A 23,617-nucleotide genomic window follows, 5' to 3' on the forward strand; every position below is an offset into this window, starting at 1 on the left:
GCCGTTCGCGAGTCCGGATCGTCTCCCACGCCAGGAGCGAACCCGATGAATGCACCCGTTCTTCCGAAGGATCTGCCGCAGGGGCAGGCGCCCACGGTGACCACCGGCCCGATCATGGGCTCGCGCAAGGTCTACGCGGCGGTGGCCGGGCACGACGACATCCGGGTACCGTTCCGCGAGATCACCTTGAGCGATCCGAAGGAGGCGCCGGTGCGGGTCTACGATCCGTCGGGTCCCTACACGGAGACGGATGCGGGGATCGACCTCGGGGCCGGCCTTCCGCTGGTGCGCGAGCCCTGGATCGCCCGGCGCGGCTACGCCACCGTGATCCCGCGCGCGGTCAAGCCCGAGGACAACGGCTTCGTGCCCGAGGACAAGCTCGTGGCCCCGTGTCCGGCCACCCGCGAGATCCGCAAGGCCGCGCCCGGCCAGATGGTGACGCAGTACGAGTTCGCCCGCGCCGGGATCATCACCGAGGAGATGATCTACGTCGCGCACCGCGAGAACCTGGCGCGCGAGACGATGCTGGAGGGCGCCCAGGCGGCCCTGGCCGACGGCAACAGCTTCGGCGCCGCCCTGCCGGCCTTCATCACGCCGGAATTCGTGCGCGACGAGGTGGCCCGGGGCCGCGCCATCATCCCGGCCAACATCAACCACCCCGAGGTGGAGCCGATGGCGATCGGCCGCAACTTCCTCGTGAAGATCAACGCCAACATCGGCAATTCCGCCGTGACCTCGTCCGCCGCCGAGGAGGTCGAGAAGCTGGTCTGGGCGACCCGCTGGGGCGCCGACACGGTGATGGACCTCTCGACGGGCCGCAACATCCACAACATCCGCTCGTGGATCGTGCGCAACTCGCCCGTGCCGATCGGCACGGTGCCGATCTATCAGGCTCTGGAGAAGGTCGGCGGCGACCCGCTGAAGCTCGACTGGGAGGTCTTCAAGGACACCCTGATCGAGCAGGCCGAGCAGGGCATCGACTACTTCACCATCCATGCCGGCGTGCGCCTCGCCCACGTGCCGCTCACCGCCCGCCGCGTCACCGGCATCGTCAGCCGCGGCGGTTCGATCATGGCGCGCTGGTGCCTGGCCGGGCACCGCGAATCGTTCCTCTACGAGCGCTTCGACGAGATCTGCGACATCATGCGGGCCTACGACGTGTCGTTCTCGCTCGGCGACGGCCTGCGCCCCGGCTCCATCGCGGATGCCAACGACGCGGCCCAGTTCGCCGAGCTGGAGACCCTGGGCGAACTGACCAAGATCGCCTGGGACAAGGGCTGCCAGACCATGATCGAGGGCCCCGGCCACGTGCCGATGCACAAGATCAAGGTGAACATGGAGAAGCAGCTCGTGGAGTGCGGCGAGGCGCCGTTCTACACCCTCGGCCCGCTGACCACCGACATCGCCCCCGGCTACGACCACATCACGTCGGGCATCGGCGCCGCCATGATCGGCTGGTTCGGCTGCGCCATGCTCTGCTACGTCACCCCGAAGGAGCATCTCGGCCTGCCCAACCGCGACGACGTCAAGGAAGGCGTAATCACCTACAAGATCGCGGCCCATGCCGCCGACCTCGCCAAGGGCCATCCGGCGGCGCAGCTGCGCGACGACGCCCTGTCGCGGGCCCGGTTCGATTTCCGCTGGGAGGACCAGTTCAACCTCTCCCTCGATCCCGACACCGCCCGCGCCTACCACGACGAGACCCTGCCGAAGGACGCCCACAAGGTCGCCCATTTCTGCTCGATGTGCGGCCCGAAGTTCTGCTCGATGAAGATCACGCAGGACCTGCGCGCCGAGGTGCTGGCGATGGAGGCGGCCGGTCAGGTGCTGGGCGAGGCCGCGCCCTTGAGCGCGGCCGAGCGCGAGGCCGGCATGGCGGCGAAATCGGCCGAGTTCCAGGCCGAGGGTGGCAAGCTCTACGTCGACGCGGCGGAGTAGGCCCCCGCGTCCCGGGCCGGCTGGTTTTCGCTGACCGGCCCGGGACAGGCATCGCGGGGAAGGACCGCCCGCGGTGCGTGGAATTCCAGAGGCGTGTGTGCGCGCGCGTCGTAGGCATCGGAGAGCGCGCCGATCATGACATCGGCCGCGGCATCGAAGTCGGGCGGCGTGCCCAGCGAAATCTCTCGCTCATAGTTCTCGTTCCGCCGGAGCTGCACGAAGCCCAGCCGGTGAAGGGCCGCCTTCGCGGAGTCGGGCAGGACATCGCCAGACGCCTCCGGCCCCTGCGCATACCCGCCCGACGCGGCTTCGCAGCCCATCCGCGTATCCTCGTCGAAGAAGATGCACTGCACGTAGCGCTGATCCGTCCGGACGAAGCTCACGGTGAGGAACCGATCCCGGGACGTGCTGCGCGGGCCGCGCAGGTGGATGCTGCTCAGCCGCGCGACCACTTCGCAGCGATGAGCCGCGACGAAGGCGGCGCGGCCGCGAGCGTCCGACGCGGCGTCCGAGGTCGGGACGTGGACGATCCCCAGCAGCGCCGCCGCGAACGGCCGCACCCGATTCCACGCCCGTCCGGTGGGGATCATTCCGATGGCCCTGCGTTTCCGTCCCGGACGGGCGTGCCCGATCGCGCGGAGTGCTATCACAGGTTGCGGGGCGCGGCATCGCCCCGGCGCGGTTCTCCCCCGTCGCGTCACGCGAACAGCCCGTGCACGAACCAGCGCGCGGGCGCCTCCATCGTGGGGAAGCCCTCGCGATAGACCCAGAGGCGGCGGCCGGCCTCATCTTCGACAACGTAGTAATCCCGCAGCGGACCCGGCGCCCGCCACCACTCGTCGGCGATGCGCTCGGGTCCATCCGCATGGGCGACGTGGTGCAGGCGCCGGCGCCAGCGGAAGCGGTGCGGCGGCCCGTCGGGGGCCAGCGCGATGACGTCCTCGGCCGCTTCGCCCCGGCTGAGCAGCACCAGCGGGCGCGGCGGCAGGGGCTCGCGGGCTCCCGGATCGCGTCGGCCCGCCTGCGCGGGGAGGCTCGCGCGCCACGGCTCTACGGCCTCGGCCCGCTCGGGCAGGTGGGTCTGGCGAAACCCGAGGCGCATCATCCGCCGGCCGAGGCGCTGGCGCAGGGCATCGCCCAGATGCTCGGTGCCTTCGCCCCCGCCGGGGGCCTCCATCAGGGCCGTCTGGCGTGCCGCGATCGGGCCCGTGGCGGTGACCTCGAGGCCCACGGTCTCGAAGCCGAAGCCGGCATCGAGGGCCGGGCCGAGGCGGTCGAGGCGCAGGGCGAGCAGGCGGCCGATCTGGGCCGGGCAGCGGGTCGGCAGGCTCAGGCCGAGGTCGAGGCTGCGCAGGATCCCATCGACGCGGGTCAGGGTCAGCCGTACGGCCCGGGCGCCGAGGCCGGCCGCTTCCAGCCGGGGGGCGATGCCCTCCATCAGACCCATGGCGGTGGCCACGATGGTTTCCGGCTGCCCGATCGGTTCGAGGAAGCCGCGCGCCGCCTGGAATTCGCGCGGGTCCTCGGCCGTGACCAGGGGTTCGGGCCGGTATCCGAGGGCCTGGTCGAGGCGCAGCAGCAGGGTTTCGCCGAAGCGCCGGGCCAGCGGCGCCCGGGGCGCCGTGGCGAGGTCGCCGATCCGGCGCAGGCCGAGGCGGGCCAGGGCCTGCGCCGTGGCCCCATCGAGGCGCAGGGCCGAGACGGGCAGGGCGTGCAGGGCCTCCGCGTTGCAGCCTGGGGCCACGAGGCCGCCCCCGCCGTGGCGCGCCAGGGCGAAGGCGCAGGCCGGCGTGTCGGCGAGGGCGATCCGGGCCGGCATGTCGCGGGTCGACAGCCGCCGGGCGAGGTCTTCCAGCAGCGCGGCCTCGCCGCCGAACAGGTGGCTCGCCCCCGCGATGTCGAGGAAGAACCCGTCGCCGCCCTCCGCCGGGCCGTAGGGAGCGACGACGGGCGTGTAGCGCTTGGCCCACAGGCAGAGGCGGTGCAAGGCGGCGGCATCGGCCTCCGGATCGGCCGGATGGACGGCGACCGGCGTCCCGATCCGGGCGCGGGCCCGGGCCAGGGTTTCACCGGGCACGAGGCCGAGGGCGCGGGCGGCGGAATCCACCGCCACCAGGCGCAGGCCGTTGGCCTCCATGGCGGCCACGACCATCGGGCCGCTGTCGCGGTCGCCGTCAGCCCGAGCGCTGGGCGCGCCGCTCGGGACGGACGCCGCCTGCGCCCGCCTCAGCCGCGTGACCGGCCAGTGCTCCAGCCAGACCGAAACGATGCGCGGCATGATCCCACTCCAGAAGCCAATGTCCGGTCCGCCCGTTGCGGCTCCGGTCGAGGGTCACCTGCCAGCACGGCCGCTCGATGCAGCCGAAGCGGTCGCGCAGGGCCTTGCCGGCGGCGACCCGCCAGCGTGTCGCCGCCACGTTGGGGCTCTCCGCCTCCGGTGGCCTCAGGACAAGGAGGAGCAGGTCGGTCCGGGCCGCCGCGAGGTGGAGCCGGCGGCTCTGGGCGAGGGGCAGGGCGGCATCGATGAGGCCCGCCACGGCCGCCAGCCCCTGCGCGCGCAGGGATTCCTCCAGGGCCCGGTAGGCGTCCCCGTCGCTCGCCACCTCGAACAGCAGCAGGCGGCCGGGATCGAGGCCGAGCCCGGCCAGCCCGTGCCCGTAGGGGAGGGGATGCCCCCTGCCCGCCACGAGCAGGGCCTCGCCGCGCACCCGGGCGAGGTGGCGCGCCACCAGCGCAAGGGCGAAGCCCAGCGCCGCCGGCTCGTCGCCCGCCTGCGCCGGGGCGATCTCGTGCAACTGACCGAGGGCGAGGCCGCCCTGTGCGAGGCGCGTATCGACGTCGTGGATGCCGAGGGGCAGGGCGCCCCGGAGGACGGATGCGCCTCCGCGATCGGCCACGAGGGCGCGCAGGGCCGCCAGATCCGGGGGCGCACCCGGATTCGCGGCATCCGGATTTGGCGGATCCGCCGGCAAAGTCTCGGTCTCGGCATCGGGAGGGTCTTCAGGGCTCTGTCTCATCGGCTCCGCTCGATCCCGCTACGCTAAGAACAAAACAGGAACATACTCAATCGGTTTCCGGGGGGATTCGGAATTTCGCCTGCCCACAGGGACTTGGCCTGTGGACGGCTGTGGACGCTTGTGGACGATGGTTTCCGGGCCGGCCGATCCGCAGCGCTTGACCCTATAGCGAGGGCAGGGCAGCACTCCTCACCTGCCGCGCACAAGACGCGGATCAGCCGGGAGAACTCCATGCGTTTCGCTCGTGCCCTCGTGGTCCTGTCGGGCCTGATCACCGTCGCGGGCGGCCTCCCCGCCGCCGCGCAGACGGCGGCCCAGCCCCGGGGCGAGGCCAAGGCGCGCCGGCCCCAGGTCGTGTCGCAGCCGATCCAGGTCTACGATGCCCGCTTCGAGAACGGGGACCTGCGCATCTCCGGCAGCGTGCGCAAGCCCGGCACCGTGGTGGTGCTCGACGAGGACATCTCGATCATCGCCGACAGCCGGGGCCGCTTCGTCTTCCGCCTGCCTTACGTGCCCACCAACTGCATCGCCACCCTGAAGGCGGGCGAGGACGAGCGCGAGGCGGTCATCGCCAATTGCGGCCCCGCCGGCCAGCCCGGCCCGAAGGGCGAGACGGGGCAGAAGGGCGACACGGGTGACAAGGGCGAGACCGGCCCCGCCGGCCCGCAGGGCGTCGCCGGCCTGCCCGGTCCCCAGGGGCCCAAGGGTGAGCCGGGTGCCAAGGGCGAGCCGGGTGCCAAGGGCGAGGCCGGACCGAAGGGGGAACCCGGCCCCAAGGGAGAGACGGGTCCGAAGGGGGACGCCGGACCAAAGGGCGAGACGGGCGCGAAGGGGCCGGCCGGCGAGCGCGGCCCGGCGGGTCAGAAGGGCGAGCCCGGTCAGGCCGCCCTGGCGGCCGCCGCACCCGCATCCCCGTTCCGGGTGGTGCGCCAGGACACCTGCCCGGCCTCGGGCTGCGCGATGACCTGCGAGGGCACCGAGATCCTCGCCTCGGCCCTCTGCCTGAAGGGCGGCAGCGCCATCGTGACGGCGGGCGCCGACGGAACCTTGAGCGCGGCCTGCCCCACAGAGAGCCAGGGTTTCGTCGGCCTCTGCGCCCGGCGCTGAGGGGACGAACGACCCGGGCGATCGCCCCTCGCCGAAACGGAGCCGTCCGGTGTAAGGACGCGCTTCGTTTCGCGCCGAAGTCGATCCCACCCGTGTCGATACCGTCCATGCTCCCTGCCCCTGCCAGCCCCGTTCCCTGCACCCGCGGGGTCGTCCGATGACCCTGGGCATCTGGGGCAAGCTCGGCGGGGCCGGCCTCGGCCTCGCCATCGGCGGCCCCCTCGGCGGCCTCGTCGGCGGGGTGGCCGGGCACTTCCTGGTCGACCGCGAGGGCGCGCTGTTCGGCACCACGCCGCGCGACGTGGTCTTCACCACCGGCCTCGTGGCCCTGGCCGCCAAGATGGCCAAATCCGACGGCGTGGTGACGCAGGCCGAGGTGGAGGCCTTCGCCAAGGTGGTGCAGGTGGACGAGCGCGCCCGGCCCGGCGTGCAGCGCCTGTTCGACCTCGCCAAGGGCACCGCGAACGGCTTCGAGGCCTATGCCCGGCAATTGGCCACCACCTTCCACGACGAGCCGGCCCTGCTGGAGGACGTGCTCGACGGCCTGTTCCACATCGCCAAGGCCGACGGCGCCATCCACGAGGCGGAGGAGCGCTACCTGCGGGCGGTGGCGGAGACCTTCGGCTACGACGAGGCCGCGTTCCGCCGCATCGCCGCCCGCCACGTCCGGCTCTCCGACGATCCCTACCTCGTCCTCGGCCTCGACCACGACGTCGACGATGCCGGGCTGAAGGCCGCCCACCGGGCCCTGGTGCGGGAGAACCATCCCGACCGGGCCATCGCGCGCGGCCTGCCGCCGGAGGCGGTGGCCATCGCCACCCGCCGGCTCGCGGCCATCAACGCCGCCTATGACCGGATCAGCGCCGAGCGGGGCCTCACGTGAAACCGACGCCCGAGAGCGCCGTCGCCACCAGCGTCCACCCGTCGCCGAATCACGGCGAGCGGCGGTCCGGCCCGGTGGATCTCCTCATCCTGCACTACACCGGTATGGAGAGCGCGGCCGTCGCCCTGCAGCGCCTTGCCAACCCCGTGGCGGAGGTCTCGGCCCATTACGTGGTGCTGGAGGACGGCCGCGTGGTGCAGATGGTGCCCGAGGGGCGCCGGGCCTGGCACGCGGGCCAGGGCTCCTGGGCCGGGCTCAGCGACGTGAATTCGCGCTCCCTCGGCGTCGAGATCGTCAATGGTGGCCATGCGGGCGGCCTGCCGGCCTACCCCCCGGCACAGATCGAGGCCGTGGTCGCCCTGTGCGGCGATCTCGCCAAGCGCTGGAGCCTCGCTCCGCACCGGATCCTCGCCCATTCCGACATCGCCCCCGGGCGCAAGGAGGACCCGGGCGAGCACTTCCCCTGGGAGACCCTCGCCCGCGCCGGCATCGGCCACTGGGTGCCGCCGGCCCCGATCCGCGACGGCCGCTTCTTCGCGCAGGGCGATGCCGGGCCGCCGATCGAGGCGCTGCAGGCGATGTTCGCCCTCTACGGCTACGACCTGCCGGTGAGCGCCACCTTCGATGCCCGCATGGGCGCGGTGGTGACGGCGTTCCAGCGCCACTTCCGTCCGGCCCGCATCGATGGTGTCGCCGACGCCTCGACGATCACGACCCTGCGGGACCTGATCGCGGCGCTGCCGGGACGGTAGGGGACGAGAGGGCGCGCTTCCGCTCGCGTCCTCCTGCGGAAGAGGGTGGGCGCGGAGCCCCGGGAGAGGAAGGCGCCTGCGCCAGGGCCGACGGGCACTTCGCGCGCGTGCGGCCTGCGATCCCGCTCGGGTGAGCCGGGAGATCCCGGCTCACCTCTGGGAGCCGGCTTAGGCCCGGTGCTGTACCGCCCCGCCGCCATGCCCGTGCGCCTCTTCCGTCACCGAGCCGCGGGTGCGCCACAGGCTGTAGGCGATGCCCGCGATGAGGAACACGACGGTGACCGCGAGGGAGACCCACGGCGGCACGTGGACGAGGTCGAAGGTGTCGGCGACCACGATCTTGCCGCCGATGAAGATCAGGATGAAGGCCAGCGCCGTCTTGAGATAGGCGAAGCGGTCTACCATCGCGGCCAGGGCGAAGTAGAGCGCGCGCAGGCCGAGGATCGCGAAGATGTTCGAGGTGTAGACCACGAAGGTGTCGGTGGTGATGGCGAAGATCGCCGGCACGCTGTCGACGGCGAAGATCACGTCGGCGCCGTTCACGAGAATGAGCGCCAGAGCCAGGGGCGTCAGCCAGAGGGCGGTCTTGCCGGTCTTCGGGTCGGGCTTGCGCACGACGAAGTGCTGCCCGTGCAGCTCGGGCGTGATGCGCAGGACCCGCTGCAGGAACCGGACGGCCCGGTTCTCGCGGATGTCGCCCGGCTCCTCGTCCTTCGAGAGCAGCATCTTGAGGCCGGCGAAGATCAGGAAGGCGGCGAAGATCGACAGCACCCAGGCGGCCTGGTGCACGAGGGCCGCGCCGAGGCCGATCATCAGCCCGCGCAGCAGGACGGCCGCGAGGATGCCCCAGACCAGGACCCGGTGCTGGGCGGCGCGGGGGATGCCGAGCGCCGTGAGGATGACGGCGATCACGAAGACGTTGTCCATCGACAGCGACTTCTCGACCACGAGGCCGGCGACGTATTCCTGGCCCGCCTGGGGCCCGAGATACCACCAGACCCAGCCGCCGAAGATCATGCCCAGGGTGAAGTAGAACAGCGTGAGGAGCAGGCTCTCCTTCACGCCGATCTCGTGATTTTTGTCGCGATGCAGGAGTCCGAGATCGAAGGCCAGCAACCCGGCCACGAGGGCGTGGAACCCGAGCCACATCCACACGGGCTTGCCGAGCCACTCGTAATACAGAAAATCAACCATGACGCAGGACCGTCGATGCTTCTTGAGGAGAGAAAGCATCGGCTCCGACATCACGGAACGCATCATGCAGCATCCCGCCAGAGGGGCCCGCAGCCGATGAGGCGCAGTTGGGACTCTGAACCGGGCGAATCAAGGGCATCGAGCCGTCACGCTTGACAGGGCCGGCCCCCGGCGGCTTCCCAAAGCGCATGACTGACAGCGAACGCAACGGCCGCGAGGCTCGCGGCCCCGCGGTGATCGGGGGCGGCCCGGCCGGCCTCGCGGCGGCGGAGGTGCTGGCGCAGGCCGGCCACGCCGTGACCCTCTACGACCGGATGCCGAGCGTGGGGCGAAAATTCCTCATCGCCGGACGCGGCGGGCTCAACCTCACGCATTCCGAGCCGCTGCCGGCCTTCCTGGCGCGCTACCAGCCGGCTGAGGACGCCCTCGCCGGGGCGATCGCGGCGTTTCCGCCGAGCGCCCTGCGCGCCTGGTGCGACGACCTCGGCCAACCGACCTTCGTCGGGTCGAGCGGCCGCGTCTTTCCCGAGGCCTTCAAGGCCTCGCCGCTGCTCCGGGCCTGGCTCCAGCGCCTCGACGGGCTGGGCGTCCGCATCCGCACCCGTCACCGCTTCACCGGCTGGTCGGACGCGGGCGGGCCGGTCTTCGAAACCCCGGACGGACGGGTCGAGGCCGCGCATCGCCCGGTCCTCCTGGCTCTCGGCGGCGCGAGCTGGCCGCGCCTCGGCTCCGATGGGGCCTGGGTGCCCCTGCTCGCGCGGGACGGTGTCGCGGTGGCGCCCCTCAAGCCCGCCAATGTCGGGTTCACCGTGGCCTGGTCGCCGGTCTTCGCCGCGCGCTTCGCCGGCGCCCCCTTGAAGCGGATCGCCCTCAGCCTCGAGGGCACCCGCGTGCGCGGCGAGGCCGTGATCAGCGCCGACGGGATCGAGGGCGGGGCGATCTACGCCCTCGCACATCGAATCCGGGCCGCCACCGAGCGGGGCGAGGCCCGGCTGGAGATCGATCTCCGGCCGGACGTGGAGGAGGCCGCGCTGGCACGGGCGCTCCGCGATCCGAAACCCGGGCTCTCCCTCGCCAATCGCCTGCGCAAGGCCGCCGCGCTGACGCCCGTGGGGATTGGCCTCCTGCGCGAGGCGGCCCACCCGCTGCCCGTGGCCGCCGAGGCCCTGGCGGCCCTGATCAAGGCGGTACCGCTCCGTCTCCTGGCGCCGCGCGGCCTCGACCGGGCGATCTCCACGGCGGGCGGGATCCGCTTCGGCGACGTCGATGCCGGCTTCATGCTCGTCCGGCGGCCCGGCACCTTCGTGGCCGGCGAGATGCTGGACTGGGAGGCCCCGACGGGGGGCTACCTCCTCCAGGGGGCCTTCGCCTCGGGCCGCGCGGCTGCGGCGGGCATGCTGGCCTGGATCGCGCGGGACGCCGCCCGAGGCGCGTGATTCGCCGTCTCACGAAAAAGGCTCCCTCTCGGGGGAGAGGGAGCCTGATGGTCCGGCGCAGCCGTTCCGGGCCGCGCGGTGCCGGGTCTTAGCGGCAGTATACGTCGCCGTAGGCGTCGCGGTAGGTGCCGTAGGGGCAGCGCGGGGCGGTGGAGGCGCCGACGATGGCACCGCCGGCACCGCCGATGGCGGCACCCGCGAGCGCGCCGCCGGCGCGGCCGGTGGCGGCACCGCCGATGGCGGCACCCGCGAGGGCGCCGAGGCCGGCGCCGCCGAGGGCGCGGTCCTGCGGGGTGTTGCAGGCGCCGACCGAGAGGGCGAGAGCACCCGCGAGGGTGGCGGCAATGAGCTTCTTCATGGTTCCGAGACTCCCTTGTGCGTCGTCGTGACCCGGCCTTCGGCCGTGATGTTCGTGCCGCCCGAGCTTAAGCATTCCGCGCGAGAAATGCACGCGAAACGGCGCAGGTTCCGTCCCGCCTTTCCGTTTCGTCGAAAAACCCTCTAGTGATGCGCCGATCAGGGCCCATCCGGGCGGCGCCGTCCGCCCATCCCGCCGCGAGGACTCCATGCAGCGCGCCACCGCCATCGTCCGCAAGGTCGCCGTCCGCGCCGATGCGATCGTCGACACGATCGTGCTCGACCATGCCGCCCGGCAGGCCCCCCCGGACAGCCTGACCGGGGAAGGCGGGCTGAGCCTGACCCTCGCGCTCGCCAAGGCGGCGGCCTTCGAGGACGGCGATGCCCTGCGCCTGGAGGACGGGCGCCTCGTCGCGATCCGCGCCGCCGGCGAGCCGCTCCTCGAGGTCCGTGCCGAGAACCCGGCCCGGCTCCTGCGCCTCGCCTGGCAGCTCGGCGGCAGCCACGTGCCGGCCGAGATCGCCGCCGAGGTGCTCTACGTGCCCCGCAGCGCCGCCGAGTTGGTGCGCGGCCAGGGCTGCGCCGCCACGCCGGTCACCCGCGCCTTCAAGCCCGAGCGCGCCGCCCACGACCACAGCCAGTGCGGCCACGATCATCACGATCACGGGCACCACGCGCACGACCACGCGGATCACGACCACGGCCATACCCATGCGGGGCATGACCATGATCACGGCCATGATCACGCGCACACCCATTCCCATGGGCACGATCATGCCCACGCGCACGATCGTGCCAAAGACCCTGCCAAAGAGCACGGCGCGCACGGCCACGTGCACGGGCCGGACTGCAAGCACGACCACTGAGCGGAGCCGCCCCGCGTTGAAGCCGGCGGCGCGGACCGTTATGTCCGCCGGATGATCGCCCGCGACCTCCGCTTCTCCGTCGCCCCCATGATGGACTGGACCGACCGTTACTGTCGGGCCTTCCACCGCACCCTGTCGCGGCACGCCCGCCTCTACACCGAGATGGTGACCACCGGGGCGGTCATCCACGGCCCGCGCGACCGGCTGCTCGGCTTCGACGCGCTGGAGCACCCGGTGGCGGTGCAACTCGGCGGCTCAGATCCGGCCGACCTCGCGCACGCCGCCCGCATCGCCGAGGATTTCGGCTACGACGAGGTCAACCTCAACGTCGGCTGCCCGTCCGACCGGGTTCAGGACGGGCGCTTCGGCGCCTGCCTGATGCGCGAGCCCGCCGTGGTGGCCGACTGCGTCGCCGCCATGAAGGCGGCCGTGTCGGTGCCGGTCACGGTGAAGTGCCGCATCGGCGTCGACGACCAGGACCCCGAGCGGGCCCTCGACGCCCTCGCGGACGCCGTGGTCGCGGCCGGCGTCGACGGCCTCGTGGTGCATGCCCGCAAGGCCTGGCTCCAGGGCCTGTCGCCCAAGGAGAACCGCGACGTGCCGCCCCTCGACTATCCGCGGGTGGCCCGGCTGAAGCGGGACCATCCCACGCTGCCCATCGCCATCAACGGCGGCATCGCCACCCTCGCGGACGCGGTCGCCCATCTGGCGGAGGTCGACGGCGTCATGATCGGCCGGGCCGCATACAGCGACCCGGCGATCCTCCTCGACGTCGATCCGGTCCTGTTCGGCGAGCCCGCCCCGGCGGCCGACCCGTTCGCCGCGATCGCGGCCTTCGAGCCCGTCCTCGCCGGAATGCTGCAGGAGGGCGTGCGCCTGCACGCGGTGACCCGACACATGCTCGGCCTGTTCAACGGCCGCCCGGGCGCGCGCGCCTATCGCCGGCATCTCTCCACCTTCGGCCTCCAGCCCGAGGCCGGCCTCGCGACCCTGCGGGAGGCAGTGAATCGGGTCTCCCGCGGCGGTCAGGCTTCCGATCCGGCCATTCCGGGCAGGGAGGGGGCACAGGATGCCGCCTGAGCCTCCCCGTCCGGGCCTCTATAACTAGAAGCGGGCGTCTTCTTGTTTGCTGGCACAATATTCAGGAAGTGCATTGGGATTGTTGCTGATATGGCACGCGAAATCACAGCTTGGATTGTGACATCATTATGAACAATTTGCGGCTGTAGTTTTCGGTATTTCAACCATCGATCCGACCAGCGGATTCGATGGGGCGAACGATGCGATTCCAATACAGTGTTTCGAGTGCGGCCATCATTCTCGCGGCATCGGGTATAGCCTCGGCGCAGGCACAGACCGCGACTATCACGCCGTCCAATGCCAATGTGCTGAACCTGCTCGCACCGTTCCTATCCCTGAACGCCAGTGCGATTGGCCAGGCGACGCTGCAAGGCAACCTCTCGCAAGCCATCGCCATCAACAACCAGTCGACGCCGGACCAGCGCGCCCTCGCCATCAGCGGCAAGGCCCTGCCGGGCGGCACCCCCTTCCTCGGCTCGATCACCCTGGTCGACGGATCGGTGGTGAAGCTCGGACCGGCCGACAATCTGGCCGGCGGCCTCCCGCTCCAGGCCATCCAGAGCAATCCGGGAATGCCGGGCACGATCAACCCGATCCAGCCGGTGGGCGGTTACGGCCCGGTGCTGGGTCCGCTCTATCAGCAGGGCATCCGCGCCAGCACGGACACGAAGGGACCGCTGGCCCGGACTTTTGATTTCCTGAACCGGGCCTACAAGTTTACCAGCTCCGATCTGGGCGTCGCGAAGAACTACTTCGCCAACGGTGCGGCCAACAATCCGAGCGTGACGCCGGCCGGCTATGTCCCGGTTCCCGCCGTCGCGCCTGCCGGATACACGCTGCCCCGCTTCAACGGGCTGCCCAACACGACGACGAGCGTCCTCGATATCGCCGCCGGCGTGACCAACACGCAAGCCGGACAGGACGTCTACGGGAGTTCGCGCCCGGTCCAGGTCCGTCCGAACGGCATCGACCCGTTCGATCCGACCTCGATCAATGGCCTGACCACCAACCCTTCGTTCCCCAGCGGCCACACCAATTACGGGATTACCGACTCGATTCTGCTCGGCATGCTGACGCCGTCGCTCTACCAGAGCATGCTCATGCGCGGCTCGGAATACGGCGACAGCCGCATCGTGCTCGGCGTCCATTATCCGCTCGACATCATCGGAAGTCGCGCCTTCTCGGCTTATAATCTCGCGCAGGCCTTCACCAACCCGGCCTATATCGACAATGCCGCCACCACCGGCACGGCCATCAACCTGACCTCGCTCTTCACCCAGGCCCAGGGCGAACTCCAGAGCTACCTGTCGGCCGGCTGCGGCGCCGCCGTCGCGACCTGCGCCACGAGCGCGGCCAACACGGGGGGCAACCCCTATCTCCCGTCCGCCGCCAATCAGGCCTTGTACCAGTCGCGCCTGACCTATGGTTTGCCGGTCCTCACCTTCGCCGAGGCGCCGCGCGAAGCCGCACCTGCCGGCGGGCCGGATGCCGCCATTCTGCTTGCGCCTCTGTATGGCGGTAGCAGCAGCGCGGCCGCGCAGATCGCGCCGAAAGGCGGCCTCTATGGCGCGCTCCAGGACAGCACGATCAATCAGATCATCGTCAACACCGAGACGAACGCGCTCAGCGCCTTCTACGGCATGCCGCTGAGCTACTGGGCGCGCATCGACCTCTACAGCGCCGCCGGCTACTTCCGGAACGTCGTCGGCACGCTGTCGATGGCCGCGAGCGACCTTGTCGCCACCGACGTCACCGTCGGCCAGACCGGGGCCCTCTATGCCAACGGCACCATCGCGGGGACCGTCACGGTGGGCACGGGCGGTCTTCTCGGCGGCACCGGCACGGTGGGCGGGCTCGTGGCCCAGTCCGGGGCCGTGGTGGCGCCGGGCAATTCCATCGGCACCCTGAACGTGGCCGGCAACGCCGCCTTCGCCGCCGGCACCACCTTCCGGGTCGAGGCCAACGCCGCCGGCCAGGCCGACCGCCTCGCCGTGGCGGGCACCGCGACGCTGTCGGGCGGCACCGTCCAGGTGCTGGCGGCCGACGGCGCCTACGATCCGCGCACCCGCTACACCGTCCTGACCGCCGCCGGCGGCGTGCAGGGCCAGTTCTCCGGCGTCACCGCCAACTTCGCCTTCCTGACGCCCACCCTGGGCTATGGCGCGAACGCGGTCGACCTGACCCTGACCCGCAACGACGTCGCCTTCTCCACCATCGCCCAGACCCGCAACCAGGGCAGCGTCGCCGACGCCATCCAGGCGGCCGGGGCGGGCGCCGCCCTCTACGGCCGCACCGTCGGGCTGAGCACGCCCGAGGCCCGCGCCGCCTTCGGGGCGCTCACCGGCGACATCCACGCCAGCGCGGCCGGCGCCCAGTTCGAGACCGCCTTCTTCGTGCGCGAAGCGATCCTCGACCGCCTGCGCTGGGGCACGGGCGAGGCCGCCGACTACGGCGCCCTTCCTGCGACCTACACCGCCGACCTGCCGGGCCGGGCCGCCCCGGTGGTGCCCGTGCCCATGCGGGTGCTCGATCCGCAGGTGTTCGGGCTCTGGGGCCAGGGCTTCGGCAGCTTCGGCCAGACCCGCGGTGACGGCAACGCCGCGTCCCTGTCGCGCCAGACCTCCGGCTTCGTGCTCGGCGCCGATCTGCGCCTCGAAACCGGCTTCCGCCTGGGGTTCACGGGCGGCTACACGCTGACCAGCCTCGACAGCGCCGGACGGCTCGCCTCCGGCACGATCGAGAGCGGCTTCGGCGGCGTCTATGGCGGCTTCGCGCGGGGGGCCTTCGCCCTGCGCCTCGGCGCGGTCTATGCCGACCAGGCGAGCCGCCTGCGCCGGGCGGTGACCTTCGCGGGCCTCTCCGACAGCGACACGGCCCGCATCGGCGGCTCCACCGTGCAGGGCTTCGGCGAAATCGGATACCGGATCGTGCTGGGTGCGGCGCCGGCGCTCGCGCTCCAGGCGTCCGCCCTGCAGCCGACCTACCTCGAGCCCTTCGTGGGCGGGGCCTACGTGTCGATCGGGCGCGACCGCTTCGCCGAGACCGGGGGGCTCGCCGCCCTGACCGGCGCGGCGCAGACCACCGAGGTGGCGACCTCCACGGTGGGCGTGCGCGGCCAGACCAGCCTGGACCTGGGCCTGGGCTCCGGGGCGCCGGTGTCCCTGCACGGTCTGATGGGCTATCGCCGGGCCTATGGCGACGTGGTGCCGAAGGCGCTCCTCGGCTTCGGCACCGGTCCGAGCTTCCTCGTGGCCGGCACGCCGATCGGCCGGGACGCGCTGGTGGCCGAGGCCGGCCTCGACATGCGGGTGGGCCGCGCCACCACCCTGGGCGTGGCCTATACCGGCCAGGTCGGCGAACGCGCCCAGGACCACGCGGTGAAGGGCAGCTTCACCTACCGGTTCTGAGACGCGACCGGCCGGGTCGGAGACGCGAAGACGCCGCCCGCCCCGTCGGCCGGGCGGCGTCTCCTTCGGCGAAGAACCTCAGCGGCCGCGCAGCACCAGCCGGTCCCCGCGGACCTCGAAGGAAGCGAGGCGGTCGAGGAAGCTCATGCCGAGGAGGTTTTCGCGCAGGGCGCCCGGCCGGCTCACCAGGGCCGGGACCCGCCGCGCGACGATACCCCCGACCCGGAGGCTGTCGAGGAAGGCCGGGGCCGCCACGGTGACGCCGTTGGCGGTGGAGACCCGGACGCTGAATTCGGACTCCGCCGGGCGGATGCCGAGGGCGGCCGCGCTCTCGGCGGTGAGCACCACGGAGCTGGCGCCGGTGTCGAACTGGAAGCCTTGGGGCTGGCCGTTCACCTCGGCCCGGACGTGGAAGTTGCCATCGCTGCGCCGGGTGATCGTCACCGTGCCGTCCGACCCCGTCACCGCGCTGCCGGGGCGCAAGGCCCCGAGCATGCGGTCGCCGATGATCCGGGCGTCGTCGCGGTAGGCGTAGCCGGCCACCAGGGCGGCCCCAAGGGCGCCCCAGAGCAGCAGGGCCGTCAGGTTCGCGCTCACGCGGCCCCGGAACTGGTGCCAGAATCCCGCCGCCACCACGGCGAGGAGGCCGGCGCTCATGGCGAGCTGGGCGAACTGGTCCGGCTCCATCCCGGCGATGCGCTGGGTGTCATCGGACAGGAGCAGCACCGCCAGGGCGCCGCCCAGGATGACCAGTCCGACCAGGATCATGACGCCGCCGGGGCCAGGGCCCGGGTCGGGAAGGCGTTCCGCAGGCGTGCGTCGAGCGTGGCCATCACCGCCCGGCGCTGGGGCTCCGACATCGAGCCCCACAGGGCGATCTCGTCGCGGGTGCGGCCGCAGCCCTCGCACAGGCCGGTGGCCGCATCGAGGAGGCAGAGCTTCGTGCAGGGGCTGGAGGGTTTGGGGCGGGGCTGGGTCATCGCCCCTGTCCATGCCAGGGCCATGGCGTCCGGATCAAGTCCGGCCGCGGATCAGGCGGGGACCGCCGCCAGGAGACCGATGAGGGCGGCGATCTCGGCCGCCTGCTGGGCGGCACCGACCACGTCGCCGCTCTGCCCGCCGATCATCCGTCGCGCCAGGGCGGTGACCGCGAGGGACGCGCCGAGGCCAAGACCGAGCATCAGGACGAGGCCGGGCACCGGAAGGCCGAGGACTAGGGCCACCAGGGCGACGAGGAGGGTGAGGGCCCCGGCGGTGGCCAGGGTCCGCCGGCTCGGACGTCCCACGGCGGCGCCGGCGCCGTCCGCACGGGCGGGCGGCAGCAGGGCGAGGGGCGCCAGGGCGGCGCTGCGCGAGAGCGCGGCGGCCAGCAGCAGGGCCGGCGCCGCCAGGAGCTCGACCCGGTCGAGGAGCGTCGCCAGGGCGCCGATCCGCAAGGCCAGGGACAGCATCAGGGCGACGCCGCCATAGGCGCCGATGCGGCTGTCGCGCATGATCTCCAGGCGCCGGGCGGGCGTGGTCCCGCCGCCGAATCCGTCGGCGACGTCGGCGAGGCCGTCCTCGTGCAGGGCCCCCGTCACCAGGACGCCCGCCGTCACCGCGAGGGCGGCGGCGAGGAAGGGCCCGAGGCCGAGGCCCCAGGCGGCGAGCAGCACCCCGGCTCCGGGCAGGCCGAGGAGGAAGCCCGCCAGGGGCAGCATCCGGGGGAGGGTGCGGAAGTCCGGGACCGCGTGCGGGTCGCCCTCGCCGGGCAGCGCCGGCACGGGCAGGCGGGAGTAGAAGCGCAGGCAGCCCGCCAGGTCGTAGGCCAGGCGGGCCCCCGGAAAGGCGGGTTCGGCCTCCTCGTTCATCGCGACCCTGCCTCGCCTTCACCACCCGTGCCCGGAGCGTTATAGCTCCCGCGACGGGCGGCCCGCCATCCTGGCACCGGGGCCGGCCACCGGAATCGCTCCATGACCTCCGAGACGACCGCCCCCGAGAGCCCCTTCGGCGACATCCGCCGCCTCGTCGAATCCCTGCCGGGGCCGGACCGGGACGCGGTGGCGATGGTGGCCGAGCGCGACGCCACCCTGACCAAGCCCGCCGGCTCCCTGGGGCGCCTGGAACATCTCGTCTCCTGGCTCGCCGCTTGGCAGGGCAAGGGCCAGCCGAGCCTCGACCGTCCCCTCGTCTGCGTCTTCGCCGGCAGCCACGGCGTCACCGCCCGGGGCGTCTCGGCCTTCCCGGATGCGGTGAACCGCCAGATGCTCGACAACTTCGCGGCCGGCGGCGGGGCGATCAACCAGATCTGCGCCGCCTACGGCCTGGGCTTCAAGGTGTTCGACCTCGCCATCGACATGCCCACGGGCGACATCACGGTCGGGCCGGCCTTCGACGAGAAGGCCTGCGTCGCCACCATGGCTTTCGGGATGGAGGCGGTGGCCGCCGGGACCGATTGCCTGGCGCTCGGCGAGATGGGCATCGGCAACACCACCGTGGCGGCGGCGATTTACGCGGCCCTCTACGGGGGAGAGGCCGCCCATTGGGTCGGGCGCGGAACCGGCGTCGACGCGGCGGGGCTCGCCCGCAAGGTCGCGGCCGTGGAGGCGGCCCTCGCCCAGCATGCCGGCCACCTCGACGATCCCCTGGAGATCCTGGCGCGCCTCGGCGGCCGCGAGATCGCCGCCATGGCGGGGGCGATCCTGGCGGCCCGCCTGCAGCGGGTGCCGGTGGTGCTTGACGGCTACGTGGCGACCGCCGCCGCCGCGCTCCTGCACCGGCTCGACCCGACGCTCCTCGACCATTGCCTCGCCGGGCACGTCTCGGCGGAGGGGGCGCATGCGGACGTGCTGGAGCGCCTGGGCCTCGTCCCGCTGCTGGCTCTCGGGATGCGCCTCGGCGAGGCCTCCGGCGCGGCCCTGGCCCTGGGCCTCCTCAAGGGCGCGCTCGCCTGCCACCGGGACATGGCGACCTTCGCCCAGGCCGGGGTCTCGGAGCGCAGCGCGGGCTGACGCCCTCAGGCGGCCCGGGCGCGCTTCTCGGCGGGGGCGGCCTGGGATTCCCCCGGTACTTCCAGCGCCGGCAGGGTCTCCATCACGCGGCTCGCGGGGAAGATCACCACGACCTCGGTGCCCTCGCGCGGCTTCGACTTCAGCTGGAAGTTGCCGCCGTGCAGGTCCACGAGGCCCTTCACGATGGGCAGGCCGAGACCCGAGCCCTGCTCGGCCGTCTTGATCGCCAGCGAACCGCGTCCGAAGGACGACATCACGGTGCCGATCTCGTCCTCGGGGATGCCGGGGCCGCTGTCCTTCACGCTGACGTACTGGCCCCCGGACGAGGTCCAGCCGACCTTGATGGTGATCTCGCCCCCCGGCGGCGTGAACTTCACCGCGTTCGACAGGAGATTCAGCACGATCTGGCGCAGGGCCCGTTCGTCGGCCCAGAGCCGGGGCAGGCTGCCGTCGATGAACTCGTGGACGACCTGGTTCTTGCCGCGGGCGCGCAGGCTCATCATGTGGCGACACTCCTCCACGGCGTGCCCGAGCTGAACCGCCTCCTCGTTGAGCTCGTAGCGCCCGGCCTCGATGCGCGAGAGGTCGAGGATCTCGTTGATCAGGTTGAGAAGGTGCATTCCGCTGTCGTGGATGTCGGAGGCGTATTCCTTGTACGAGGGCGCGACGTGGACGCCGAACACCTCGTTCTTCATCACCTCGGAGAAGCCCAGGATGGCGTTGAGCGGCGTGCGCAGCTCGTGGCTCATGGTGGCCAGGAAGCGGGACTTGGCGAGGTTGGCCTCCTCGGCGCGGCGGCGGGCCTCGTCGGAATTGGCCTTGGCCTGCTCGAGCTCGCCGAAGATCGAATCCTTCTCCGCCTGGGATTGCAGCGCCTCCACCGTCGAGGCGTAGACGCGGCGCCCGAGGCCGAGGAAGAACAGCTGCGCGCCGACCACCATGGTGACCAGCATCATCGTGTTCATGTCCTGGGACACCGCCAGGAGCGAGAGGGCGGCGATGCACAGGGGCACCAGGGCGGCCCCGGCGGCGGCCGGCAGGGTCGCGGCCAGCATCGTCGCCATGGCGGCCACGATGACGAGGCCGAACAACACGAAGGTCCGCGCCCCGGAGGCGCCGACCAGCACCATCATCGCCCAGGCCGTGCTCTGGAGGAACTCCGCGGCCATGAAGGTGCGGCGCCAGCTCCGCACCGAGACGAGGTCCGGGTCCTGGGCCAGGAAGCGGCGCGTGAGCAGCTTGGAGACCGTCACCGTCGCCAGGAGGCACAGCCCCCAGCCCGCCGCGAGGGCCGGCGGGGTCCAGACCGCCGCGATCCCCGCCACCGCGAGGCCGAGCAGCGCCAGGGGGATGACCGCGCCCGATCGGTACTGCGCGTAGACCCGGATCAGCTCGTAGTCGAAGGCACGTTCCAGCCCGCTCGTCGAGGTGAGCTTCTCCCGCGCCGATCGCATGTCGCGCGCGACCTCGCGTCGACGGGCCGCCTCCTGGGCGGAGGGGCCGCGGCCGCGCTGAATCATCTCGGCAGTCAGGTCGGTCATCACCGTCGCGAGGAGTCGGAGGGGGCGTCGCGGTCGAGATCGGGACCGCGGAGAGGCCGGGATACAACCGCTCGGAACCTGCGCCGGATATGTTAAGAAGCGCCTGCCGGAACCGGGCGGATTGTCGGAATCCGCATCACGGCGGCGGCCTGTGAACAGGATTCCGGCAAGGATTTCAGGGGCGCGTGGCCACGGCGCGGCGATGGAATACGGTCTGCCGGGGTGTGCTGCCGCACATGGTTACGATCAAGCAACGCTTAGCCTCGTTCCAAACTGCGATCGGGAGGCCGAGATGCTGAAACTCACCGTCAACGGGGTCTCCCACGAGGTCGATGCCGACCCGGAGATGCCGCTCCTCTGGGCGCTGCGCGACCACCTCAACCAGACCGGCACCAAGTACGGCTGCGGCATCGCCCAGTGCGGCGCCTGCACGGTCCATCTCGACGGCCAGCCCGTCCGCGCCTGCCAGACCCGCATCGGCGATGTGGGCGCGGCCCAGATCACCACCATCGAGGGCGTCTCCGGCAAGGTCGCCGAAGCGGTGCGCACCGCCTGGCGCGGCCTCGACGTGGTCCAGTGCGGCTACTGCCAGTCCGGTCAGATCATGTCGGCGATCGGCCTCCTGTCCGGGAACCCGAAGCCCACCGATGCCGACATCGACGGGGCCATGGACGGCAACGTCTGCCGCTGCGGCACCTACCAGCGCATCCGCGCGGCGATCCACGAGGCGGCGCGAACCCTCGCTTGAGCCTCAGGCCCGCCGCGACCCCGAATTCCCGATCTTTCCGACTCTCGCGTCTGAACTGGAGCCCCCCATGCTGAAGGTCCGTCAGGCCGCCCCGCCCGTGCCGTCCCGCCGCGCCTTCCTGGGCGGAGGCGCCGTGGCCGCCGGGGCCCTCGTCATCGGCTTCACCCTCGACCCGGCGAAGTTCGCCCAGGCCGCCCCCGGCCCCGACCTCTCGGCCCTGCCGCCGATGCCGAACGCCTTCGTGCGGATCGCCGCCGACGACACCGTGACGGTGGTGATCAAGCACCTCGACATGGGCCAGGGCAACACCACCGGCCTCGCCACCATCCTGGCCGACGAGCTCGATGCGGACTGGGCCACCATCCGCACCACCTTCGCGCCGGCCGACGCCACGCTCTACAACAACTTCGCCTTCGGCCCCGTCCAGGGCACCGGCGGCTCCACCGCCATCGCCAATTCCTGGGTCCAGCTGCGCAAGGCGGGGGCGGCCGCCCGCGCCATGCTGGTGGCGGCGGCCGCCGAGCGCTGGACGGTCCCGGCCTCCGAGATCACGGTCGAATCCGGCACGGTGCGCCACGCGGCCTCGAACCGGCAGGCCCGGTTCGGCGAACTCGCGGAAGCCGCCGCGGCCCAGCCGGTGCCGAAGGAACCGCGCCTCAAGGAGGCGAGCCAGTTCACCCTCATCGGCAAGAAGGTGCCGCGGACCGATTCGGTGGCCAAGACCGACGGCACGGCGATCTACTCCCTCGACATCCGCCGCCCCGGGCAGCTGACCGCGGTGGTGGCCCATGCGCCCCGCTTCGGCGGCACCGTGAAGACCGTCGACGACAAGGCCGCCCGCGCGGTGGCGGGCGTGGTCGACGTGCTCACGATCCCCACCGGCGTCGCGGTGCTGGCGCGTGACACCTGGTCGGCCATGAAGGGCCGCGAGGCGCTCAAGATCACCTGGGACGACAGCGCGGCCGAGACCCGCTCGTCCGACGCGATCCTGGCCGATCACCGCAAGCGCCTGGAGACGCCCGGCCTCGTCGCCTCGAAGAAGGGCGACGCCGCCGGCGCGATCGCCGGCTCGGCCAAGGTGCTGGAGGCCGAGTTCACCTTCCCCTACCTCGCTCACGCGGCGATGGAGCCCCTGAACGCCACCATCGAGAAGGCCTCGGACGGCACCTACGACGTCTTCGCCGGCTGCCAGCTCCAGACGATCGAGCAGGCCGTGGTGGCGGCCACGCTCGGGGTGACCACCGACAAGGTCCGGCTGCACACGCAATGGGCCGGCGGCTCCTTCGGCCGGCGTGCGACCCCGGGCGCCGACTACTTCGCCGAGACCGCCTCCATCGTCCGCGCCACCGGCGGCAAGGCTCCCGTCCACCTCGTCTGGACCCGCGAGGACGACATGGCCGGCGGCTTCTACCGGCCGATGGTGGTCCACCGCCTCCGCGCCGGCCTCGACGCCAAGGGCGGGATCACGGGCTGGGAGCACCGGACCATCGGCAAGTCGATCATGATCGGCACCGCCTTCGAGACCATGATCGTGAAGGACGGCGTCGACGCGACCACGGTGGAGGGCGCCTCGGACACCCCCTACGCGCTGCCCGCCTACCGCTTCGAGGTCCACAACGCCCGCGAGGGCGTGCCGGTGCTGTGGTGGCGCTCGGTGGGCCACACCCACACCGCCCAGGCGATGGAGGTGTTCATCGACGAGCTCGCCCACGCGGCCGGCGCCGATCCCGTCGCCTACCGCCTCGGGCTGCTGGGGGGCGCGCCGCGCCTCTCCGCCACCCTGAAGCTCGCCGCCGAGAAGGCCAGCTGGGATCCGAAGAAGGGCGCCGACAAGAATCGCGACAAGAATCGCGGCCTCGGCGTCGCGGCGCACGAATCCTTCGGCTCCTACGTGGCCATGGTGGCGGACGTGACGGCCGAGGACGCCAAGGTGAAGGTGAACCGCATCGTGGCGGCGGTGGATGTCGGCATCGCGGTCAACCCGGATGTGATCCGCGCCCAGGTCGAGGGCGCCGTGGGCTTCGCCCTGTCCTCGGTCCTGCGCAACAAGATCACGCTCAAGGACGGCGTGGTGCAGGAGAAGAACTTCGACGCCTACGAGCCGACCCGGATGAGCGAGATGCCGGTGGTCGAGGTCCACATCGTGCCCTCCACCGCCGCGCCCACCGGCATCGGCGAGCCCGGCGTGCCCGTCATCGCCCCGGCGATCTCGAACGCGATCTTCGCCGCCACCGGCCAGCGCCTGCGCTCGCTGCCCCTCGACCTCAGCGGCCTGAAGGGGGCCTGAGCCGGCGCGACGAC

Annotated in this window: 20 protein-coding genes; 11 read left to right on the top strand and 9 right to left on the bottom strand. The window is 72.2% G+C overall.

The genetic code is table 11. The annotated features are described in order from the left end of the window. The first annotated feature begins 45 nt into the window (after window positions 1–45). On the top strand, window positions 46–1,938 hold the full coding sequence (gene thiC, locus ASF18_RS20750; protein ID WP_056354834.1) for a phosphomethylpyrimidine synthase ThiC: 1,893 nt from the start codon (window positions 46–48) through the stop codon (window positions 1,936–1,938). Here thiC and ASF18_RS20755 read toward each other — a convergent pair. From ASF18_RS20755 to ASF18_RS20765, 3 genes are all read right to left on the bottom strand, one after another. Beyond that, window positions 1,917–2,528, bottom strand: coding sequence for a hypothetical protein (locus ASF18_RS20755; RefSeq protein WP_056354837.1), 612 nt, complete (start codon window positions 2,526–2,528; stop codon window positions 1,917–1,919). The two genes, thiC and ASF18_RS20755, sit on opposite strands and share 22 nt — an antisense overlap. Window positions 2,529–2,635: 107 nt before the next feature. Beyond that, a complete protein-coding gene (locus tag ASF18_RS20760; protein ID WP_082487839.1) occupies window positions 2,636–4,216 on the bottom strand; it encodes a DNA polymerase Y family protein in 1,581 nt (526 codons plus the stop codon). Further along, window positions 4,113–4,955, bottom strand: coding sequence for an ImuA protein (locus tag ASF18_RS20765; RefSeq protein WP_244472787.1), 843 nt, complete (start codon window positions 4,953–4,955; stop codon window positions 4,113–4,115). Before ASF18_RS20765 ends, ASF18_RS20760 begins: the two co-directional genes overlap by 104 nt. A gap of 231 nt (window positions 4,956–5,186) precedes the next feature. Between ASF18_RS20765 and ASF18_RS20770 the strand changes: the two genes are divergently transcribed. From ASF18_RS20770 to ASF18_RS20780, 3 genes are all read left to right on the top strand, one after another. After that, a complete protein-coding gene (locus ASF18_RS20770) occupies window positions 5,187–6,062 on the top strand; it encodes a collagen-like protein (protein WP_056354840.1) in 876 nt (291 codons plus the stop codon). Window positions 6,063–6,219: 157 nt separating this feature from the next. Beyond that, a complete protein-coding gene (locus tag ASF18_RS20775) occupies window positions 6,220–6,945 on the top strand; it encodes a molecular chaperone DjiA (RefSeq protein ID WP_056212231.1) in 726 nt (241 codons plus the stop codon). After that, on the top strand, window positions 6,942–7,697 hold the full coding sequence (locus tag ASF18_RS20780; RefSeq protein ID WP_056354844.1) for an N-acetylmuramoyl-L-alanine amidase: 756 nt from the start codon (window positions 6,942–6,944) through the stop codon (window positions 7,695–7,697). The genes ASF18_RS20775 and ASF18_RS20780 overlap by 4 nt, the downstream gene beginning before the upstream one ends. 168 nt (window positions 7,698–7,865) lie before the next feature. Here ASF18_RS20780 and ASF18_RS20785 read toward each other — a convergent pair whose 3' ends face one another. Beyond that, window positions 7,866–8,891, bottom strand: coding sequence for a TerC family protein (locus ASF18_RS20785; RefSeq protein WP_056212355.1), 1,026 nt, complete (start codon window positions 8,889–8,891; stop codon window positions 7,866–7,868). 188 nt (window positions 8,892–9,079) lie between these two features. Here ASF18_RS20785 and ASF18_RS20790 point away from each other — a divergent pair, with 188 nt between their 5' ends. Beyond that, window positions 9,080–10,327 carry a TIGR03862 family flavoprotein gene (locus ASF18_RS20790; RefSeq protein ID WP_056354848.1) on the top strand — a complete coding sequence of 416 codons (1,248 nt, stop codon included), beginning with the start codon at window positions 9,080–9,082 and terminating at the stop codon, window positions 10,325–10,327. An 88-nt stretch (window positions 10,328–10,415) separates the two neighbouring features. Here the strand turns inward: ASF18_RS20790 and ASF18_RS20795 are convergent, their stop codons facing one another. Further along, on the bottom strand, window positions 10,416–10,685 hold the full coding sequence (locus ASF18_RS20795) for a hypothetical protein (RefSeq protein ID WP_056212224.1): 270 nt from the start codon (window positions 10,683–10,685) through the stop codon (window positions 10,416–10,418). A 208-nt stretch (window positions 10,686–10,893) separates the two neighbouring features. Here ASF18_RS20795 and ASF18_RS20800 point away from each other — a divergent pair, with 208 nt between their 5' ends. The 3 genes from ASF18_RS20800 to ASF18_RS20810 all read left to right on the top strand — a co-directional run bounded on the left by ASF18_RS20800 (window position 10,894) and on the right by ASF18_RS20810 (window position 16,037). Next, window positions 10,894–11,550 (top strand): urease accessory protein UreE, encoded by a 657-nt coding sequence (locus ASF18_RS20800; RefSeq protein WP_056354851.1) that lies wholly within the window; start codon window positions 10,894–10,896, stop codon window positions 11,548–11,550. 51 nt (window positions 11,551–11,601) lie between these two features. Next, entirely contained in the window at window positions 11,602–12,630 is a 1,029-nt protein-coding gene (dusA, locus tag ASF18_RS20805; protein WP_082487840.1) for a tRNA dihydrouridine(20/20a) synthase DusA, read from the top strand. 305 nt (window positions 12,631–12,935) lie between these two features. Further along, window positions 12,936–16,037 carry an autotransporter domain-containing protein gene (locus ASF18_RS20810; protein ID WP_244472788.1) on the top strand — a complete coding sequence of 1,034 codons (3,102 nt, stop codon included), beginning with the start codon at window positions 12,936–12,938 and terminating at the stop codon, window positions 16,035–16,037. 78 nt (window positions 16,038–16,115) lie between these two features. On the opposite strand, the gene ASF18_RS20815 is transcribed toward ASF18_RS20810, so the two are convergent. The 3 genes from ASF18_RS20815 to cobS are packed head-to-tail and all read right to left on the bottom strand — an operon-like array spanning window position 16,116 to window position 17,887. Then, entirely contained in the window at window positions 16,116–16,805 is a 690-nt protein-coding gene (locus tag ASF18_RS20815; protein WP_056354856.1) for a TIGR02281 family clan AA aspartic protease, read from the bottom strand. After that, complete coding sequence (locus ASF18_RS20820; protein ID WP_056354859.1) at window positions 16,802–17,017, bottom strand: DUF1289 domain-containing protein; 216 nt, start codon at window positions 17,015–17,017, stop codon at window positions 16,802–16,804. The genes ASF18_RS20815 and ASF18_RS20820 overlap by 4 nt, the downstream gene beginning before the upstream one ends. A gap of 51 nt (window positions 17,018–17,068) precedes the next feature. Continuing rightward, window positions 17,069–17,887 (bottom strand): adenosylcobinamide-GDP ribazoletransferase, encoded by an 819-nt coding sequence (cobS, locus tag ASF18_RS20825; RefSeq protein WP_056212214.1) that lies wholly within the window; start codon window positions 17,885–17,887, stop codon window positions 17,069–17,071. A 102-nt stretch (window positions 17,888–17,989) separates the two neighbouring features. Between cobS and cobT the strand changes: the two genes are divergently transcribed. Further along, on the top strand, window positions 17,990–19,027 hold the full coding sequence (cobT, locus tag ASF18_RS20830; protein WP_056212212.1) for a nicotinate-nucleotide--dimethylbenzimidazole phosphoribosyltransferase: 1,038 nt from the start codon (window positions 17,990–17,992) through the stop codon (window positions 19,025–19,027). A 5-nt stretch (window positions 19,028–19,032) separates the two neighbouring features. Here cobT and ASF18_RS20835 read toward each other — a convergent pair whose 3' ends face one another. Further along, window positions 19,033–20,568, bottom strand: coding sequence for a HAMP domain-containing sensor histidine kinase (locus ASF18_RS20835; RefSeq protein ID WP_056212210.1), 1,536 nt, complete (start codon window positions 20,566–20,568; stop codon window positions 19,033–19,035). A gap of 292 nt (window positions 20,569–20,860) precedes the next feature. On the opposite strand from ASF18_RS20835, the gene ASF18_RS20840 reads away from it, so the two are divergent. Together ASF18_RS20840 and ASF18_RS20845 are read left to right on the top strand one after the other, a co-directional pair. After that, complete coding sequence (locus ASF18_RS20840) at window positions 20,861–21,316, top strand: (2Fe-2S)-binding protein (RefSeq protein ID WP_056212209.1); 456 nt, start codon at window positions 20,861–20,863, stop codon at window positions 21,314–21,316. A 67-nt stretch (window positions 21,317–21,383) separates the two neighbouring features. Further along, window positions 21,384–23,603 carry a xanthine dehydrogenase family protein molybdopterin-binding subunit gene (locus tag ASF18_RS20845; RefSeq protein ID WP_056354861.1) on the top strand — a complete coding sequence of 740 codons (2,220 nt, stop codon included), beginning with the start codon at window positions 21,384–21,386 and terminating at the stop codon, window positions 23,601–23,603. Window positions 23,604–23,617 lie beyond the last annotated feature (14 nt).

Source organism: Methylobacterium sp. Leaf89, from assembly GCF_001422215.1.
Classification (GTDB): Bacteria; Pseudomonadota; Alphaproteobacteria; order Rhizobiales; family Beijerinckiaceae; genus Methylobacterium.

Bases quoted from the DNA above. Each gene is read 5' to 3' on its own strand.
- thiC (WP_056354834.1), top strand. From the start codon at position 46: ATGAATGCACCCGTTCTTCCGAAGGATCTGCCGCAGGGGCAGGCGCCC.
- ASF18_RS20755 (WP_056354837.1), bottom strand. From the start codon at position 2,528: ATGATCCCCACCGGACGGGCGTGGAATCGGGTGCGGCCGTTCGCGGCG.
- ASF18_RS20760 (WP_082487839.1), bottom strand. From the start codon at position 4,216: ATGCCGCGCATCGTTTCGGTCTGGCTGGAGCACTGGCCGGTCACGCGG.
- ASF18_RS20765 (WP_244472787.1), bottom strand. From the start codon at position 4,955: ATGAGACAGAGCCCTGAAGACCCTCCCGATGCCGAGACCGAGACTTTG.
- ASF18_RS20770 (WP_056354840.1), top strand. From the start codon at position 5,187: ATGCGTTTCGCTCGTGCCCTCGTGGTCCTGTCGGGCCTGATCACCGTC.
- ASF18_RS20775 (WP_056212231.1), top strand. From the start codon at position 6,220: ATGACCCTGGGCATCTGGGGCAAGCTCGGCGGGGCCGGCCTCGGCCTC.
- ASF18_RS20785 (WP_056212355.1), bottom strand. From the start codon at position 8,891: ATGGTTGATTTTCTGTATTACGAGTGGCTCGGCAAGCCCGTGTGGATG.
- ASF18_RS20790 (WP_056354848.1), top strand. From the start codon at position 9,080: ATGACTGACAGCGAACGCAACGGCCGCGAGGCTCGCGGCCCCGCGGTG.
- ASF18_RS20795 (WP_056212224.1), bottom strand. From the start codon at position 10,685: ATGAAGAAGCTCATTGCCGCCACCCTCGCGGGTGCTCTCGCCCTCTCG.
- ASF18_RS20800 (WP_056354851.1), top strand. From the start codon at position 10,894: ATGCAGCGCGCCACCGCCATCGTCCGCAAGGTCGCCGTCCGCGCCGAT.
- dusA (WP_082487840.1), top strand. From the start codon at position 11,602: ATGATCGCCCGCGACCTCCGCTTCTCCGTCGCCCCCATGATGGACTGG.
- ASF18_RS20815 (WP_056354856.1), bottom strand. From the start codon at position 16,805: ATGATCCTGGTCGGACTGGTCATCCTGGGCGGCGCCCTGGCGGTGCTG.
- ASF18_RS20820 (WP_056354859.1), bottom strand. From the start codon at position 17,017: ATGACCCAGCCCCGCCCCAAACCCTCCAGCCCCTGCACGAAGCTCTGC.
- cobS (WP_056212214.1), bottom strand. From the start codon at position 17,887: ATGAACGAGGAGGCCGAACCCGCCTTTCCGGGGGCCCGCCTGGCCTAC.
- cobT (WP_056212212.1), top strand. From the start codon at position 17,990: ATGACCTCCGAGACGACCGCCCCCGAGAGCCCCTTCGGCGACATCCGC.
- ASF18_RS20835 (WP_056212210.1), bottom strand. From the start codon at position 20,568: ATGACCGACCTGACTGCCGAGATGATTCAGCGCGGCCGCGGCCCCTCC.
- ASF18_RS20840 (WP_056212209.1), top strand. From the start codon at position 20,861: ATGCTGAAACTCACCGTCAACGGGGTCTCCCACGAGGTCGATGCCGAC.
- ASF18_RS20845 (WP_056354861.1), top strand. From the start codon at position 21,384: ATGCTGAAGGTCCGTCAGGCCGCCCCGCCCGTGCCGTCCCGCCGCGCC.